The sequence below is a fragment of the Cryobacterium sp. TMN-39-2 genome (assembly GCF_004402745.1).
Taxonomy (GTDB): Bacteria; Actinomycetota; Actinomycetes; order Actinomycetales; family Microbacteriaceae; genus Cryobacterium; species Cryobacterium zongtaii.
Window position 1 is genome coordinate 114,501 of sequence record NZ_SOFX01000033.1, and the last position, 17,457, is coordinate 131,957.

Below are 17,457 nucleotides of genomic sequence, written 5' to 3' on the forward strand. Positions count from 1 at the left end.
ATGGCATCGGTTAGTCACAGCGCAGCCGCGTCCAACGTTGGCAAGATTCGGTCCAACAACCAGGACTCCGGGTACGCGGGACACACCCTGTTCGTCGTGGCCGACGGCATGGGCGGACACGCCGGTGGTGACGTGGCCTCGGCCATCGCCACCAAGCGCATCATGGAGGCCGACACGGCCTACCTGTCGGCTCAGGACGCCGAGTTCGCGCTCCAGGCTGCGCTGATCGCCGCGAACTCGCAGTTGGCCGAGACTGTTTTCGAGCACGCCGAACTCACCGGCATGGGCACCACCGTCAGCGCCCTCGTGGTGCTCGATGACCAGGTCGCCATCGCGCACATCGGTGATTCCCGGATCTATCTGTTCCGGGACGGTGAGCTGTCGCAGATCACCACCGACCACACCTTCGTGCAGCGCCTCGTCGACAGCGGTCGCATCACCGAGGCCGAAGCCATGGTGCATCCGCGCCGGTCGGTGTTGATGCGGGTGCTCGGCGACGTCGAGTCCTCTCCGGAGATCGACACCTCGATCCTGGCCACCCGGGCGGGCGACCGCTGGCTGATCTGTTCCGACGGGCTGAGCGGCGTGGTGTCGAACACGGGCATCGGCAACGCCCTGAGATCCTCGCTCGATGCGCAGGCCGTTGCCGACCGCCTGGTCAAGGAGAGCCTGGACGGCGGCGCGCCAGACAACGTCACCATCGTCGTCGTCGACATCGGTTCCGGCGGAGAACGACTGGGTGAGCCGATCGTGGTCGGCTCCGCCGCGGCGCCGCTGGCGTTCGGTGAGGAGCCGGTGCGCACCCGCGCGCCCCGCATCCCATCGCTGCGGCTGCACCCCGTGCGGGAAACCCACTTCGAACCCGACTCCCAGGACTACCTGTCCGAACTCATCGAGGAAGACGCGCGCCGCGCCACACGCCGCAAGGTCACCTGGCTGGCCGCCATCGTGCTGCTGATCGTGACCATCGTCGGTGCCGCGTTGCTGGGTTACCAGTGGACGCAGAGCCGGTACTTCGTCGGCGTCGAAGGCAGCACCGTCGCGATCTACCAGGGCATCCAGCAGGATCTGGGCCCGCTCAAACTGTCCAGCGTCTACGAAGACACCAACCTGGAGCTGAACCAGTTGCGCGTCTACGACCGCCAGCTGGTGGAGCGCACCATCAACGCGTCATCCCTGGAAGACGCCAAACTCATCGTGGAACGGTTGAGCAATGCCCCGGCAGAGTAAAACGACCTCGGATGCCCGCGAGGCGGCCCCGCAGACCGGCAAAATCCGCCGGTTGCACCTGCCGCAGAAGCTGCGCAATCTCGAGCTGTTTCTGCTGATCCTCGCCTGCGGCATCAACCTGGGCGCCGTCGTGCTCGTGCAGCTGGGCGCACTCGGCCAGATCGACACCACCCTGGTGCTCCTGGGCGCGAGCTTGTCCGGTTTGGTCTTCGCGATGCACATCGTGCTGCGTTTTGTCGCGAGGGAGGCCGACCCGTTCATCCTGCCGATCGCCACCCTGCTCAACGGCATCGGCATCGCGATGATCTACCGCATCGATATCGCCAACGAGGAAGCCGGCTGGGCCAGTGCCGCCGTGCGGCAGACGGTGTGGAGCGGGTTGGCCATCGCCCTCGCCATCGCCGTGCTCCTCATCATCCGCAACCACCGCGTGCTGTTCAGGTACACCTACGTCGCCGGCTTTGTCGGCGTTCTGCTGTTGCTGCTGCCACTGGTTCCCGGTCTCGGCCGCGAGGTCAGCGGTGCCAGGGTCTGGATCGGCTTCGGCTCGTTCGCCACCTTCCAGCCCGGCGAGATCGCCAAGATCGCCCTGGCCGTGTTCTTCGCCGGCTACCTCGTGCGCAACCGCGACAGCCTCTCCATGGTCGGCAAGAAGTTCCTGGGAATGCGTTTCCCGCGTCTGCGCGACCTCGGCCCGATCCTGGTCGTCTGGGCCCTGTCCATGTCGGTCATCATCTTCCAGCGCGACCTGGGCACAGCCCTGTTGTACTTCGGACTGTTCCTGGTGATGCTTTACCTCGCCACCGGCCGGCTCAGCTGGGTGCTGCTGGGCATGGGCCTGTTCCTCGGTGGGGCCCTCATCGCCAGCCAGACCCTCGAGTACGTCAACGGCCGGTTCACCAACTGGCTGGATGCGCTCAACCCGGCCGTCTACGACGCAGCCGGCGGCAGTTACCAGCTCGTTCAGGGTCTCTTCGGCCTCGCCAAGGGCGGGTTGATCGGCACCGGCCTCGGCCAGGGCCGTCCGGAACTCACCCCGGTCCCCCAGAGCGACTACATCATCGCCAGCCTCGGCGAAGAACTCGGCCTGGCCGGCGTCTTCGCGATCCTGGCCCTGTACCTGCTCCTGGTCGCCCGCGGCTTCCGTATCGGATTCGCCGGGCAAGACGACTTCGGCAAGCTTCTCGGCGTCGGACTCTCCTTCGTCATCGCCCTGCAGTGCTTCATCGTCATCGGCGGTGTCACCCGTGTCATCCCGCTCACCGGCCTCACCACCCCGTTCCTGGCCGCCGGTGGCTCCTCCCTCGTCGCCAACTGGATCATCGTGGCCCTGCTGCTGCGATTGTCCGACACTGTGCGCAACCAACCTCGGCTGGTGGTCTAGATGAATCGTGAACTCAAGCGCGTGAGTATCGTCGTGATGCTCATGTTCGCCGCCCTGCTCGGATCAACCTCCGTCGTGCAGGTCTTCCAGGCCGATAACCTCGCGGCGGATGACCGGAACACCCGCACCCTTCTCGACAGCTACTCCGTCGAGCGCGGCGCGATCCTCGCCGGCGGCGAGCCGATCGCCCAGTCCATGCCGGTCGATGACAACTACAAGTTCCAGCGCACCTACAGCAACGGCTTGCTCTACGCCCCGATCACCGGCTTCATCCCGGTCAACGGTGCGCCCACCGGGCTGGAGCAGGCCCTCAACGGCGAGCTCAGCGGCACCTCGAATGCGCAGTTCTTCGACCAGGTCTCCAGCCTGGTCACCGGCCAGGACCCCAAGGGCGCCTCGGTCGAGACCAGCATCGACCCGGTCGCGCAGCAGGCCGCGTGGGACGCGCTGGGCGACAACACCGGCTCCGTCGTCGTCACCGAGCCCAAAACCGGCCGGGTGCTCGCGATGGTGTCCAAGCCGAGCTACGACCCCAACACCCTCGCCGTGCACGACAGTGCCGCGGTCAACGACACCTACGACGCCCTCGTCAACGCTCCGGGCAACCCGCTGATCAACCGGGCCATCAATTCGCTCAACCCGCCCGGTTCGGTGTTCAAGCTCGTGGTGGTGGCTGCGGCCCTGGAATCGGGTCAGTACACCCCGGAGAGCACCTTCCCGAACCCGGCGACCTGGACGCTGCCCAATTCCAGCTCCGTCGTGATCAACTCCGGCGGCGGCACCTGCGGTTCGGGCGACACCGTAACCATCGCCACGGCGCTCAAACTGTCCTGCAACATCCCCATGGCCGAGCTCGGCCTGGCGCTCGGCGATGACGCCATCCGCGCCATGGCGGAGAAGTTCGGTTTCAACTCCGAATTCACCATCCCCCTGTCGGTCACCGCCAGTGAGTATCCCGAAGACCCCGACGACGCGCAGACTGCCCTGTCGGCTTTCGGCCAGACCAGCGTGCGCGCCACACCACTGCAGATGGCGCTGGTCTCAGCGACGATCGCCAATGGAGGTATCGAAATGCAGCCCAACCTGGTCGATGAAATCCTGGCACCGGACCTCAGCCCGTTGCAGACCTTCGAACCCGTCGCCGCCGACCGGGTGCTCAGCGCCGAAACCGCGGCGACCATGACCCAGATGATGGTCAACGGGGTCCAGGACGGGGCCGCGAGCAATGCAAGAATAGACGGAGTCGACGTGGCGGGAAAAACGGGGACTGCGGAGAACGGCGCCGATGACCCATACACACTGTGGTTCACCGGATTCGCCCCCGCGGCAGACCCGCAATACGCGATCACCGTTCTCATCGAAGATGGCGGGGGACTCGGTCAGACGGGGTACGGCAACTTGCTTGCCGCACCGATAGCGAAACAGGTACTAGAGGCGGTGCTGAATAAATGAGACCCACAGCAGGGCTCACCTTCGGGGGACGATACGAGCTGCAATCCCGCATCGCCATCGGCGGTATGGGCGAGGTTTGGCAGTCCGTCGACCTGGTGATCGGGCGCACAGTCGCCATCAAGATCCTCAAGGACGAGTACCTTGGCGACCCCGGATTCCTCGAGCGCTTCCGCGCTGAGGCCCGGCACGCCGCCCTGGTGAACCACGAGGGCATCGCCAACGTCTTCGACTACGGCGAAGAAGACGGCAGCGCCTTCCTCGTCATGGAGCTGGTGCCCGGTGAGGCGCTCTCCACGATCCTCGAACGCGAGCACACGCTGCCCGCCGACAAGGTCCTCGACATCGTCGCGCAGACCGCCGCCGCCCTGCATGCCGCGCACGCGGCCGGGCTCGTGCACCGCGATATCAAGCCGGGCAACCTGCTGATCACCCCAGAGGGCCGCGTCAAGATCACCGACTTCGGCATCGCACGTATCGCCGACCAGGTTCCCCTCACCGCGACCGGCCAGGTCATGGGCACGGTGCAGTACCTCTCGCCCGAACAGGCGAGCGGACGCTCGGCCTCGCCGACCACCGATATCTACTCCCTGGGCATCGTCGCCTACGAAAGCCTCGCCGGCCGGCGCCCGTTCACGGGCGAGTCCCAGGTGGCGATCGCGATGGCTCAGATCAACGAGCAGCCACCGCCCCTGCCCGAAACGGTCTCGGAGCCGGTCCGTAACCTGGTGATCTCCTGCCTGGCCAAGAACCCAGCCGAGCGCCCCGCCTCGGCGGCGCACCTGGCTCGTGCCGCCATCGCGCTCCGCCGCGGTGACGTCGCGGCCGCTGCCGCATCCGTACCGGCCGTCATGACGGGCCTCACGCCCACAGCGGCCACCATGCTGATGCCCGGTGCCGGCAACGACCAGACCACCCAGCTGATGCCGTCAGCGTCCGGTGTGACACAGCCGGGCACCCGCGCTGAGGCGGCCGCCGCGGCAGCCGCAGCGGATCCCAAGAAAAAGAAGAAGCGCAGTCCCTGGACCTGGCCGCTGGTGGCGCTCATCTCCATCCTCGGTCTGGTTCTCGTCGGTACCCTGGTCACGCTGTTCATGCAGCCGGCCGCCACGCCGGAACCGGAACCCACGGCAACCTCCCAGACGCCGACTCCGCCCAAGACCACGCCCACGCCGACACCAACGCCGACCACCAACATGGTGGAACTCGACCAGAACGAGTTCCTCGGTATGACCAGCTCCGAGGCACGGGACCGGCTCAGCGAGCTCGGTCTCAGCGCCAACGTGGTGGCGGACAAGGCCGCGCCCGACGCCGACCAGGTCGACAGGGTCTACGGGATCAACCCCACGGGTCGGGTCGCCGAGGGCACGCCGATCGAGGTGCGGGTCTATTCCGACTTCATTCCCGCGCTCCCCGACGCGCCCTCAGGCACGCCGTCGGCCACGCCGTCCACCGTCGCTCCCGCCGGTACCGTCACGGTCACCTGGCCGGGGCAGTCCTGCCCGGCCGGCCAGGAGCTCTCCGGTTACGAGCTGCTCGCCGAGGGCAACGGGGTCTCCTCCCCCGCTCGCACCGGGCCGGACACGACCACGACCACCGTCACGGCGGGCACCGGAAACTTCACCGTGAAGTTCCGGTACTTCTGCGGCGAGACGGCCTCCGACTACTCGGGCGCGAGCACGGTCACCGTGACGGCGCCGGTTGTGCCCGTCCCGACCCCCACCACGCCTGCAGGGTAGGTGCACCCGGTGGGCGCCCGCCGGCGCCCACCGGATCTTGACTAAAATGATCAACATTGTCCGCGAGCAGGGAGTTTTGCATTGAGTGATGAGGGCCGTCTGCTTGCTGGTCGATACCGCGTGGGGGCGTCGATCGGCCGCGGAGGCATGTCCGACGTGCACATCGGCACCGACTCCAGGCTCGGCCGCACGGTGGCCATCAAGCTCCTCAAGTCCTCCCTCGCCGCGGACCCCGCCTTCCGCACCCGGTTCCGCCAGGAAGCCCAGGCCGCCGCGCGAATGGCGCACCCGACGATCGTTCGGGTCTTCGACGCCGGCGAAGAAACCATCACCGAGGACAACGGCAACGAATCGCAGATCCCGTTCATCATCATGGAGTTCGTCGACGGGCGTCTGCTCAAGGACATCATCCGTGAGGGTCCGATCGACTCCGTCGAGGCCGTGCGCATCATCGACGGGGTCCTGACCGCCCTGGAGTACTCGCACCGTGCCGGTGTGGTGCACCGGGACATCAAGCCCGGCAACATCATGATCACCAAGGCCGGCCAGGTCAAGGTGATGGACTTCGGTATCGCCCGGGCCATCTCCGACTCCGCCACGACGGTCGCCCAGACCACCGCCATCCTCGGCACCGCCTCGTACTTCTCCCCCGAGCAGGCCAAGGGCGAGTCGGTGGATGCCCGCACCGACCTGTACTCCAGCGGTGTGGTGCTCTTCGAAATGCTTACGGGCCGCCCACCGTTCCGGGGCGACACCCCCGTCGCCGTGGCGTACCAGCATGTCAGCGAAGCCCCGGTCAAGCCCAGTTCCATCAACCCCAAGGTGTCCCCCGCGCTGGATACGGTAGTGGTACACGCCCTGGCCAAGGACCGCTTCGGCCGCTACCAGAGCGCCGTCGAGTTCCGCAACGACGTCGAAACGGCCGGCGCCGGCCACATTCCCGTGAAACGCCCGGCGGACGATGTCGCCGGCGGTCTGTTCGGCGCGCCTCCAGAGGTGGAATCGAGTTCGGAGCTCGCCCTCAAACAGCTTGCCGAAGACCAGACCATGGACCGTACCCAGCGTCGCCCCCCGGTGATCTGGATCTGGGCCGGCATCGTCAGTGTCATCGTCATCGTCATCGCCGTGATGTTCTGGGCGCTGAGCCTCACCCCCAGCAACAACCTGCCCGACACGTCCCGCCGGGTTCCGGTCCTCACCGGCTTCAGCTACGACGACGCTCAGGATGCGTTGCTGGAATTGGATCTCGCCGCCACGAAGGCCGAAGAGAGCAGTCCCACCGTGGCCAAGGACGAGGTCATCCGCACCGATCCGCCGTCCGGCACCATCGCACCGCCGGCCACCGTCGTCAAGGTCTACGTGTCGTCTGGCGCTGAGCTTGTCGATATGCCGGATACCACCACGCAGCCGTTCGCCGCGGCCGAACCGTTCCTCACCGAACGCGGCTTCGTGTCTGGCTCGGTGACCACCGAGAACTCTCCGGACGTTCCGGAGGGCATCGTGCTGAAGACCATCCCGGCTCCGGAAGAGAAGACGCCGGTCGGCTCCACGGTGGACTTCACGGTGTCCAGCGGCCTGGTGACCATGCCCAACGTCGTCGGCCAGGCCCTCACCGCGGCCACCGCGCTCCTGCAATCCGACAACACGCAACTGGAGTTGGAGCTCGAGCCCGACTACACCTGTGACAGCGCCGACGGCTCACCGGTCACCAAGCAGTCGCTGCCACCCGGCGATGTGCCGCAGAAGTCCGAGGTCGTCCTGACCTACTGCGCCGGCTAACCAGCCGCCAACGCCGCGCAGGCCGTCTCACCGGGTCTCTCGACAGGCTCGACAGGCTCGACAGGCTCAACCTGCACTGGGCACGCCCTCGATCCTGTCCGGACCACCTGGGGCCGCGGAGCCGTCAGTTGAGCTTGAGCATCGGGGTGAGGTGCTTGGCCGTCTCGCGCGCATCCGGCAGGCCGGCCAGCGCCAGCCAGTTGGCCACCATCAGGTAGCCCCCCTCCGTCAGCACCGACTCCGGATGGAACTGCACCCCGAGGATCGGCGCCGAGACGTGCCGCAGTCCCATGATCACTCCGCCCTGGGTGCGGGAGGTCACCACCAGATCGCTGGGGACGGTTCCGTCCACCACGGCCAGGGAGTGGTACCGGGTGGCCGTGAAGGGCTGGGGCACCCCGTCGTAGAACTCGCTGCCGTCGTGAGTGATCTGCGAGGTCTTGCCGTGCATGAGCTCTTCGGCGTTGGTGACTGTCGCACCGAAGGCCTCGGCGATGGCCTGGTGGCCCAGGCACACCCCGAACAACGGCTGATTGGTCGCGAGGGCCGCTTCCACCGCCGCGATCGATACCCCGGCGTCGGACGGCTTGCCGGGGCCGGGGGAGACGAGCACCCCGTCGAACTCGGCGAGGCGGGCGGCCACATCCGTTGCCGGGAAGGCGTCGTTGCGCACGACCTCGGTCTCGGCGCCCAGCTCCCGCAGGTATCCGTTGAGGGTGTAGACGAAGCTGTCGTAATTGTCGATTACAAGGATGCGGGTCATGGGACGCCCACCGTCACTTCCTGGTTGTTGACCATCGTGTCGACCCAGGGAAATACCCAGGTGGCGAGGGAATAGAGCACCGCGGCCAGGAGCACCAGAACGAGCAGGATGCGCACCCAGACCGGTCCGGGCATCAGGCGCCAGATTGCTGCGTACATCGGATGTTCCTTCGGTCTTCTGTGTCGCGGGTGGAGGGAGGGGCCGCTAAGCGGCGGGGAGCAGAGCCGCCAGCTCGGTCGGCGGCCCGGCCGAGGTCGGCTGCCAGGACTCGAACACACCGTAAGCGATGATCCGTTCAGCGGTGGACAACAGCGGGTTGCAGGTGGTGAGGGCGATCAGCCGGTCCACCGGTGTGCCGTCAGGGTCGTGCGGGACCGGTGCGATGGCCTCGACGGCGCTCGGCGGCACGTACTCCATGTCCCGGAACCTGTAGGTGTAGTAGCCGTCGGCGGTCTGCACGTAGATCGCATCGCCCAGCTGCAGCTCGTTGATCAGGTGCATCCCGCCGCCATTGGCACTGCGGTGGGAGGCGATCGCGAAGTTACCCACCTCCCCGGGCATCTGGGTGCCCGGGTAGTGGCCGATGCCGAGGTCGGGGCTGTTCAGTACATTGGTGCCGATGCCCTCGGCGATGGTGCGCTTGTAGGTGTCGCCGAAGCGCGGCACGTACAGCACGGCGAAGGCCGTCTGATCACCGGGGGCCGTCGCAACCACGGGATCGCCGAACCCCGTCTCGGCAGCCGGAGCCGGTGCCGGGTCTGGCTTGACGTCTTCGACCCAGCCCTGGCTGATCGACTCCGCCGCACGCGACTGGGAGGCAGCCATCACGGCGTCGTTCCACCAGAGCTGCCAACCCAGGAAGAGCAGCACGAGCACGCCGCCCGTGATCAGCAGTTCACCGAGGACGCCGAACACGCTCACCCGGGGGCGCACCCGCGCCTTCGGCCCGCGAAGGGCTCTCCGCCCGCGCAGGGCCGGAACTTCGGTCTTGGCCGACTCGGTCATGCAGTCGATTCTAATCGGGGCGCACATGGTGATCTGCCGACAGTTCCGGCAGGCCCGCGCAGGCAGTGACGCTAGAATCGCAGGCATGGCACGCACAAATCCCCGAACCAAGCCCGCCCGCCCCGAGGCCCGCGCGGGCGAGGAAGCCCCGAACGCCGTCTGGTTCAAGCCCGTGATGTTCGGTTTCATGCTCATCGGGCTGGCCTGGATCATCGTCTTCTACGTGAGCCAGGGCGCCCTACCCGTCGCAGCGTTCGGATCGTGGAACATCCTCGTCGGTTTCGGGATCGCCTTCATCGGCTTCCTGATGACCACCCGCTGGCGCTGAGCCCGGTTGTTCACCACCCGTTCCGCGTGAATTAACCACCCGTTCGGGTAGTCAATTACAGCAGTGTAATTATCCCCAATGTGGAAACTCCTGTGGATAACTTTCTCCCGGGGTGTGGATAACCCTGGGGAAACTCAGTCGCCGGGCCGCCTAGACGAACAGCTTGGTCAGGCTCAACGCCACCAGCAGGGCAGCGAAACCGCCGATCAGGGCGAACTGCAGGGTCCGCTTACTGCGCTGGCGGGTCTGCACGTAGATCAGGCCGATGACGGCACCGCCGATGAGACCACCCACGTGGGCCTGCCAGGCGACGTTGAGCCCGGGCAGGAAGCCGATCACCAGGTTGATCCCCACCAGGATCAACAGTTGGGTGGCGTTGCCGCCGAGCTTTCGCTGGATGACCAGGAACGCGCCCATCAGGCCGAAGATCGCCCCGGAGGCGCCCACCACGGCCACGCGCGGGTCGGCCAGGAACAGCACGCCCAGCGAACCGGCCAGGCCGCTGAGCAGGTAGAGCGTGAGGAATCGGCCGCGTCCGAGCATCCGCTCGAGGATCTGGCCGAAGATCCACAGGGTGTACATGTTCAGGAGCACGTGGAAAAAGAACCCCGTGGAGTGCACAACAATGCTGGTCAACATCCGCCACGGTTCGAAGGCGACCGGGTAGGAGTACAGGCCGGCGTAGAGCAGCCGGTTGGTGACATCGAGCCCGGGAACGAGCTGCAGCAGGAAAACCACGACGGTCAGGGCGATGATCGAATAGGTGACCACCGGCTCACCGGCAGCGGTCATGCGGCCGAGCCGGGTGCGGGCGGCCGACTTGGTGCGGGGCGCGCTCTGGCGCTGCTCGCGCATGCACTCGGGGCAGATGACACCGACGGCGGCCTGGGTCTGGCACTCGGGGCAGATGGTGCGTCCACAGCGCTGACAGAGGATAAAACTCTGCCTGCCCGGATGCCGGTAACAGAAGTTGGCGGCGGTTCCGGGCAGGCTCATGAGCTGGTGGTCCTAGACCTGCTCGACGGTGATGCTCTCGATGACGACGTCGGTGAGCGGACGGTCGCGGCCATCGGTCGGCACGGCCGCAAGCTGCTCGACGATCGCGCGGGACGCCTCGTCCTCGACGGCGCCGAAGATGCTGTGCTTACCCTGCAGCCAGGTGGTGGGCACGACGGTGATGAAGAACTGCGAACCGTTGGTGCCGCGGCCGCCCTGGATGCCGGCGTTGGCCATGGCGAGGACGTACGGCTGGGTGAAGTCGAGTTCGGGGTTGATCTCGTCGTCGAACTGGAAGCCCGGTCCGCCGGTGCCCTGGCCCAGCGGGTCGCCGGCCTGGATCATGAAGTCCTTGATGATGCGGTGGAAGACGGTCCCGTTGTACAGCGGGTCGTTGGAGGTCTTTCCCGTGGCCGGGTGCTTCCACTCGATTTCGCCGGTGGCGAGGCCGACGAAGTTCTTGACGGTCTTCGGAGCGTGGTTCCCGAAGAGGTTGACCTTGATGGGTCCGAGGGTGGTATTGAGCGTGGCGACGGCAGTGTGCTTAGACATAGGCACAATTCTTGCACAGCAGCTTTATCCGAATCCGTATGCCGGTCAGGCATTCAGAGCGCTCACAGGGTATTCAGTGGCAAGATGGGCAGTGTTCACCACAAGAAACGATGGAGGGTCCAGATGAGCCTGTCACGCAAGCGCCGAAAGGAACTCACTCGTCTGCGCAAGAGCGCGGACGAACTGTGGAGTAATCAGCAGGAAGTTCTCGACCGCGCCAACGAGATTGCACGTGAAGCCGGCCGTCAGGCTGGTGTGCTCACTCGTGAAGAAGTTGTACCCCGCGTTCGCCAGGGATACGAGCACTACCTGCTCCCCGGCGTGCACGCTACCCAAGATTTTGCCGGTGGCGTACGCCACCAGGTCACTGACAAGGTTCTGCCGGGGATCGGAACCGCACTGGGCACTGTCATGTCGGTGGGGGATATCGCCAAGGACGCGCGCATCGCCGCTCTCAACCGGGTTCGCTTCCAGAAGCCCGTCGTGATTGAGAAGCAGGGTCTGGGCGCGGGCACGTACATCGCCATCGGAGTCGGCATCGCTGCCGCCGCCGGGGTCGCCTACGCCATTTGGCAGACCTTCCGTGCCGACGATGAGTTGTGGGTCTCCGAAGACGAGTCGCTGCTTGACTCGCCGATCGAGAAGTCCTCGGACATCTAGCTCCGGCACTTTACAGAAGAGGGCCCCCGTCATACGACGGGGGCCCCTTTTTGTGCTGCTTCGCCCGACCATACCTTCAACGGCGCTGAGTGCTGGTGTGAGCGGACGCGCATGCCGGCATGGACGCGGCTGGCCTGGGCGCATCCTGCGGTGTACAGAGGCCCACTGGGGGCCCGAAGAGGGGACAATCAAAAAACCCCCCGGCCGGCAGTGCCGACTGGGGGGGTTTTCTTCTGTGGAGCCACGGGGAATCGAACCCCGGACCTCCTGCTTGCAAAGCAGGCGCTCTACCAATTGAGCTATGGCCCCGAACCGGATCTTCACGGGTGAGGATCTGGCGGAGATGTAAGGCTATGAAGTACACGGTGTTTACGGACACGGTGTTGAGGTACTGCGTGGGGATACCGGGATTTGAACCTGGGACCTCTTCGTTATCAGCGAAGCGCTCTAACCAACTGAGCTATATCCCCCCATTGGGCAGGTTTCAGACTAACGGAAACTGGCGAAAAGTCCCAATCGAGGCCGCAAGCGACCATCGATTGGGCACACATCCGTCAGTTGTTGGTGAATCCGACGAGCAGGCCTCCGGTGACCTTGACGCTCAGGTTGTACAGTACGGCGAAGATTGCGCCCAGCGCGGTGACGACGACGGTGTTGATGACGGCGACGACCACGGCGAAGCCCATCACGTTGCCGATCGACAGGATTGTCGTGAGCTCAGACGCGCTCCCGGCGATATCCGTGTACAGGGCGTCGATCTGGGTGAAGATGCCTGTTCCATTGAGGACCGTGAAGGTGAGGAACGTGGCGACGATGGTCACCACGGCCAGGCACACGGCGATCAGGAAGGACAGCTTGACGGCCGACCAGAAGTCGATGTAAACGAGCTTCAGACGTACCTGCTTGGACGACATTGCACCCCGACTCGACTTTTTGGCCAGTTTCTCGGCAACACTACTCATCTGCTGATTCTACTTTCCCCGAATCAATCTCGGTGGCCGCCTCGATTTCGAGGGCGACCAGATTGCGTTCGGTGTTCTTCGCGATGGCGATGATTCGATCTTCGGTCGCGAACTTTGCAAAAACGACGCCCATGGTATCCCGGCCCTTGGCCGGCACTTCGGCGACGTCAGAGCGTACCACCTTGCCACTGGCAAGGACCACAAGGACTTCGTCCTCCTCGTCGACGATGAGAGAACCGACCAGATCGCCGCGGTCATCGTTCAACTTGGCCACCTTGATGCCCAGTCCGCCGCGGTTCTGCAGGCGGTACTGGTCGGCGGCGGTGCGCTTGGCGTAGCCGCCCTCCGTGACGACGAACACAAACCCGTCGTCGGAAACCACGGACGCGTCCAACAGGGTGTCCTGGCCACGGAAGTGCATACCGATCACGCCCGAGGTGCTGCGGCCCATCGGGCGCAGCGCCTCGTCGGAGGCGGTGAACCGGATGGACATGCCCTTTTTCGACACCAGCAGCAGATCGGAATCCTCGTCGACGAGCAGCGCGGAGACGAGTTCGTCGCCCTCGCGCAGCTTGATCGCGATGATGCCGCCGGTGCGGTTGGTGTCGTACTCGCTGAGCGCGGTCTTCTTGATCAGGCCGTCACGGGTGGCCAGGGTGAGGTACTGGGCCACGCCGTAGTCCCGGATGTCCAGGATCTGGGCGATCTCCTCGCCCGGCTGCAGCGCGAGCAGGTTGGCCACGTGCTGGCCCTTGGCGTCCCGACCGGATTCCTGAGCTTCATAGGCCTTGGCCCGGTAGACCCGGCCGGTGTTCGTGAAGAACAACAGCCAGTGGTGGGTCGTGGTGACGAAGAAGTGCTCGACCACGTCGTCGGCGCGCAGCTGGGCGCCCTTGACGCCCTTGCCGCCGCGGTGCTGGTTGCGGTAGTTGTCGCTGCGGGTGCGCTTGATGTAGCCGCCGCGGGTGACGGTGACCACCATCTCCTCTTCGGGGATGAGGTCCTCGACCGACATGTCGCCGTCGAAGCCGAACATGATCTCGGTGCGGCGGTCGTCACCGAACTTATCGGTGATCTCACCGAGCTCGGTGCTCACGATGGTGCGCTGACGCTCGGGGCTGGCCAGGATCGACTTGAATTCGACGATCTGCAGTTCGAGTTCGGCGGCTTGGTCGATGATCTTCTGTCGCTCGAGAGCGGCAAGGCGGCGCAGCTGCATCGTCAGGATGGCGTCGGCCTGGAGCCTGTCGACCGTCAACAGGTCCATCAGACCCTCACGGGCGTCGTCCACGGTGGGGGAGCGGCGGATCAGGGCGATGACCTCGTCGAGCGCGTCGAGCGCCTTGAGGTAGCCGCGCAGGATGTGCGCATCCGCCTCAGCCTTGTTCAACCGGAACTGGGTACGGCGAACGATGACGTCGATCTGGTGCGACACCCAGGCGGTGATGAAGCCGTCCAAGGCCAGGGTGCGCGGGATGCCGTCGACGATCGCGAGCATGTTCGCGCCGAAGTTCTCCTGCAGCGGGGTGTGCTTGTAGAGGTTGTTCAGCACGACCTTGGCCACAGCGTCGCGCTTGAGCACGATAACGAGGCGCTGACCGGTACGGCCGCTGGTCTCGTCGCGGATGTCGGCGATGCCGGTGATTTTGGCGTCCTTGACCAGGTCGGCAATCTTGATCGCCAGGTTGTCCGGGTTCACCTGGTACGGCAGTTCGGTGATCACCAGGCAGGTGCGACCCTGCAGTTCCTCGATGCTCACCACGGCGCGCATCGTGATCGAGCCACGTCCGGTGCGGTAGGCGTCCTGGATGCCCTTGATGCCCAGGATCTGCGCGCCGGTGGGGAAGTCAGGGCCCTTGATGCGCTGGATCAGCGCTTCGAGCAGCTCGTCGCGGCTGGCGTCGGGATTCTCGAGGTACCACAGGGCGCCGGCGGCGACCTCGCGCAGGTTGTGCGGCGGGATGTTGGTAGCCATACCGACGGCGATGCCGACGGAGCCGTTCACCAGCAGGTTGGGGAAGCGGGCGGGCAGCACCGTGGGCTCGAGGGTCCGGCCGTCGTAGTTGTCCTGGAAGTCGACGGTGTCTTCGTCGATGTCGCGGACCATTTCGAGGGCCAGCGGAGCCATCTTGGTTTCGGTGTATCGCGGGGCGGCGGCGCCGTCGTTGCCGGGGGAGCCGAAGTTGCCCTGGCCGAGTGCCAGCGGGTACCGCAGGCTCCACGGCTGCACCAGGCGCACGAGTGCGTCGTAGATCGAGGAGTCACCGTGCGGGTGGAACTGGCCCATCACGTCGCCGACGACGCGGGCGCACTTGGAGAACGCCTTGTCGGGGCGGTAGCCGCCGTCGTACATGGCGTAGATCACGCGGCGGTGCACGGGCTTCATGCCGTCACGCACGTCCGGCAACGCGCGCCCGACGATGACGCTCATGGCGTAGTCGAGGTAGGAGCGCTGCATTTCCAGCTGCAGGTCGACCTGGTCGATCTTGCCGTGCTGGGTGAGGTGCGCGGCAGCTGCCGCGACGCTGGCCGCGTCGGGGGCTTCGGGCGTGGTGCCTGTGGTGTCGTCAGATGTCAAGGAAACGCACGTCCTTCGCGTTCTTCTGGATGAAGTTGCGTCGGGATTCGACGTCTTCGCCCATCAGGGTGGAGAAAATCTCGTCGGCGGCTGCCGCGTCGTCCAGGGTCACCTGGAGCAGGGTGCGGGACTCGGGAGCCATCGTGGTTTCCCACAGCTCCTTGTAGTCCATCTCACCCAGGCCCTTGTAGCGCTGGATGCCGTTGTCCTTGGGGATCCGCTTGCCGGCGGCCGCGCCGTCGGCGAGCAGGGCGTCCCGCTCCGCATCCGAGTACACGTACTCGTGGGCGGAGTTGGACCACTTGAGTCGGTACAGCGGCGGCTGCGCGAGGTACACGTAGCCGAGGTCGATCAGCGGACGCATGTACCTGAAGAGCAGGGTGAGCAGCAGGGTGGTGATGTGCTGGCCGTCGACATCGGCATCGGCCATCAGCACGATCTTGTGGTAGCGCACCTTGTCCTGGTTGAAGTCTTCACCGATGCCGGCGCCGAACGCCGTTATCATCGCCTGCACTTCGGCGTTGCCGAGGGCACGGTCCAGGCGCGCCTTCTCCACGTTGAGGATCTTGCCGCGCAGGGGCAGGATCGCCTGGGTCTCCGGGTTGCGGCCCTGCACGGCAGAGCCGCCGGCCGAGTCGCCCTCCACGATGAAGATCTCTGAGGCGGCGGGGTCCTTGCTCTGGCAGTCCTTGAGCTTGCCCGGCATGCCGCCACCCTCGAGCAGGCCCTTCCGTCGGGCGGTCTCGCGGGCCTTGCGGGCGGCCATCCGGGCGGTCGCGGCCTGCAGCGACTTGCGGATGATCTCGCGGGCCTGAACCGGGTTGCGGTTGAACCAGTCGGAAAGCTGGTCGCCGACGACCCGCTGCACGAATGCCTTGGCCTCGGTGTTACCCAGCTTGGTCTTGGTCTGGCCCTCGAACTGCGGTTCGGCGAGCTTGATCGAGACGACGGCGGTGAGGCCTTCGCGCACGTCGTCGCCGGAGAGGTTGTCGTCCTTCTCCTTCAGGATGCCTTTTTCACGCGCGTACTTGTTCACCAGGGTGGTCAGCGCCGCGCGGAAGCCTTCTTCGTGGGTACCGCCCTCGTGGGTGTTGATGGTGTTCGCGTAGGTGTGCACGCTCTCGGTGTACGCGGTGGTCCACTGCATAGCCACTTCGAGGGCGATCTTCTTCTCGGTGTCCTCGAACTCGAAGGAGATGATCTCCTCGTTGACCAGTTCGGCCTTCTTGGCCCGGTTGAGGTAGGCCACGTAGTCCATCAGGCCCTGCTCGTACATGAAGCTGTTGCTGAGCGGCTTGTCCTCGGCGTCCAAGCTGTCCGCACGCTCGTCGGTGAGCGTGAGGCGCAGACCCTTGTTGAGGAACGCCATCTGCTGGAAGCGCGCGCGCAGGGTTTCGTAGTCGAAGACCGTCGTCTCGAAGGTCTCCGAACTCGGCCAGAAGGTGATCGTGGTCCCGGTCTCGTCGGAGACCTCGTCCTGGTGCAGTGACTCGTTGGGCACACCGTCGTGGAAGCTCTGGCGCCACACATGGCCCTGCCGGCGCACCTCGACCTCGAGGCGGCTGGAGAGCGCGTTGACCACCGAGCTGCCGACGCCGTGGAGTCCTCCGGAGACCGCGTAACCGCCGCCCCCGAACTTTCCACCGGCATGCAGCACGGTCAGGACGACCTCGACGGTGGACTTGCCTTCCGCCTTGTGGATATCGACAGGGATACCTCGACCGTTGTCCTGCACGCGCACGGCGCCATCGGGAAGAATACGGATGTCAATGGTGTCGCAATAGCCGGCCAGGGCCTCGTCGACGGAGTTGTCGACGATCTCGTAGACCAGGTGGTGCAGACCGCGTGGACCGGTTGAACCGATGTACATTCCGGGTCGTTTGCGAACAGCTTCGAGGCCTTCGAGAACCTGGATGTCTTCTGCGCCGTAAGCGTGCTGCTCCGGCTCAGTTTTCGGTTCAATTGTCATGTGAAATTGGGCTCCTGACCGTCGCACAGGCGACCCCTCAGCCTACCAAACACCCCAAGCCCC

General features: G+C 65.6%; 15 protein-coding genes and 2 tRNA genes. 7 read left to right on the forward strand and 10 right to left on the reverse strand.

Going from position 1 to position 17,457, the window contains the following annotated elements:
- The 5 genes from E3O57_RS12130 (at position 1) to pknB (ending at position 7,581) form a co-directional block, all read left to right on the forward strand.
- Positions 1 to 1,230, forward strand: a complete 1,230-nt coding sequence (locus E3O57_RS12130) for a PP2C family serine/threonine-protein phosphatase (protein ID WP_088454797.1) — start codon at positions 1 to 3, stop codon at positions 1,228 to 1,230.
- The gene (locus tag E3O57_RS12135) at positions 1,214 to 2,614 is read left to right on the forward strand and encodes an FtsW/RodA/SpoVE family cell cycle protein (protein WP_088454796.1); all 1,401 of its coding nucleotides are present in this window, start codon (positions 1,214 to 1,216) and stop codon (positions 2,612 to 2,614) included. Before E3O57_RS12130 ends, E3O57_RS12135 begins: the two co-directional genes overlap by 17 nt.
- Positions 2,615 to 4,066: a penicillin-binding protein 2 gene (locus E3O57_RS12140; protein ID WP_103460071.1), complete on the forward strand. Its 1,452-nt coding sequence runs from the start codon at positions 2,615 to 2,617 to the stop codon at positions 4,064 to 4,066.
- Positions 4,063 to 5,802, forward strand: a complete 1,740-nt coding sequence (locus E3O57_RS12145; protein ID WP_103460070.1) for a protein kinase — start codon at positions 4,063 to 4,065, stop codon at positions 5,800 to 5,802. Before E3O57_RS12140 ends, E3O57_RS12145 begins: the two co-directional genes overlap by 4 nt.
- A gap of 81 nt (positions 5,803 to 5,883) precedes the next feature.
- Entirely contained in the window at positions 5,884 to 7,581 is a 1,698-nt protein-coding gene (gene pknB, locus E3O57_RS12150; protein ID WP_103460069.1) for a Stk1 family PASTA domain-containing Ser/Thr kinase, read from the forward strand.
- A gap of 124 nt (positions 7,582 to 7,705) precedes the next feature.
- Here the strand turns inward: pknB and E3O57_RS12155 are convergent, their stop codons facing one another.
- From E3O57_RS12155 to E3O57_RS12160, 3 genes are read right to left on the reverse strand one after another with little or no spacing between them, the layout of a single operon-like run.
- A complete protein-coding gene (locus E3O57_RS12155) occupies positions 7,706 to 8,344 on the reverse strand; it encodes an aminodeoxychorismate/anthranilate synthase component II (RefSeq protein ID WP_103460068.1) in 639 nt (212 codons plus the stop codon).
- The gene (locus E3O57_RS18735) at positions 8,341 to 8,502 is read right to left on the reverse strand and encodes a hypothetical protein (RefSeq protein ID WP_165787924.1); all 162 of its coding nucleotides are present in this window, start codon (positions 8,500 to 8,502) and stop codon (positions 8,341 to 8,343) included. The genes E3O57_RS12155 and E3O57_RS18735 overlap by 4 nt, the downstream gene beginning before the upstream one ends.
- Positions 8,503 to 8,548: 46 nt before the next feature.
- Positions 8,549 to 9,349 carry a class E sortase gene (locus E3O57_RS12160; RefSeq protein ID WP_241990399.1) on the reverse strand — a complete coding sequence of 267 codons (801 nt, stop codon included), beginning with the start codon at positions 9,347 to 9,349 and terminating at the stop codon, positions 8,549 to 8,551.
- 85 nt (positions 9,350 to 9,434) lie between these two features.
- Between E3O57_RS12160 and E3O57_RS12165 the strand changes: the two genes are divergently transcribed.
- A complete protein-coding gene (locus E3O57_RS12165) occupies positions 9,435 to 9,677 on the forward strand; it encodes a cell division protein CrgA (RefSeq protein ID WP_088454791.1) in 243 nt (80 codons plus the stop codon).
- Positions 9,678 to 9,827: 150 nt separating this feature from the next.
- Here the strand turns inward: E3O57_RS12165 and E3O57_RS12170 are convergent, their stop codons facing one another.
- The gene (locus E3O57_RS12170) at positions 9,828 to 10,673 is read right to left on the reverse strand and encodes a rhomboid family intramembrane serine protease (RefSeq protein ID WP_103460067.1); all 846 of its coding nucleotides are present in this window, start codon (positions 10,671 to 10,673) and stop codon (positions 9,828 to 9,830) included.
- A 12-nt stretch (positions 10,674 to 10,685) separates the two neighbouring features.
- Positions 10,686 to 11,225 carry a peptidylprolyl isomerase gene (locus tag E3O57_RS12175; protein WP_088454789.1) on the reverse strand — a complete coding sequence of 180 codons (540 nt, stop codon included), beginning with the start codon at positions 11,223 to 11,225 and terminating at the stop codon, positions 10,686 to 10,688.
- 123 nt (positions 11,226 to 11,348) lie between these two features.
- Between E3O57_RS12175 and E3O57_RS12180 the strand changes: the two genes are divergently transcribed.
- Positions 11,349 to 11,885: a hypothetical protein gene (locus tag E3O57_RS12180; RefSeq protein WP_088454788.1), complete on the forward strand. Its 537-nt coding sequence runs from the start codon at positions 11,349 to 11,351 to the stop codon at positions 11,883 to 11,885.
- 236 nt (positions 11,886 to 12,121) lie between these two features.
- Here the strand turns inward: E3O57_RS12180 and E3O57_RS12185 are convergent.
- From E3O57_RS12185 to gyrB, 5 genes are all read right to left on the reverse strand, one after another.
- A tRNA-Ala gene (locus E3O57_RS12185) sits at positions 12,122 to 12,194 on the reverse strand.
- Between the two features lie 87 nt (positions 12,195 to 12,281).
- A tRNA-Ile gene (locus E3O57_RS12190) sits at positions 12,282 to 12,355 on the reverse strand.
- Positions 12,356 to 12,439: 84 nt separating this feature from the next.
- A complete protein-coding gene (locus tag E3O57_RS12195; RefSeq protein WP_088454787.1) occupies positions 12,440 to 12,847 on the reverse strand; it encodes a DUF3566 domain-containing protein in 408 nt (135 codons plus the stop codon).
- Positions 12,840 to 15,332 (reverse strand): DNA gyrase subunit A, encoded by a 2,493-nt coding sequence (gene gyrA, locus E3O57_RS12200; RefSeq protein WP_241990403.1) that lies wholly within the window; start codon positions 15,330 to 15,332, stop codon positions 12,840 to 12,842. The genes E3O57_RS12195 and gyrA overlap by 8 nt, the downstream gene beginning before the upstream one ends.
- Before the next feature lie 82 nt (positions 15,333 to 15,414).
- On the reverse strand, positions 15,415 to 17,394 hold the full coding sequence (gene gyrB / locus E3O57_RS12205) for a DNA topoisomerase (ATP-hydrolyzing) subunit B (RefSeq protein WP_103460065.1): 1,980 nt from the start codon (positions 17,392 to 17,394) through the stop codon (positions 15,415 to 15,417).
- Positions 17,395 to 17,457: the final 63 nt, after the last annotated feature.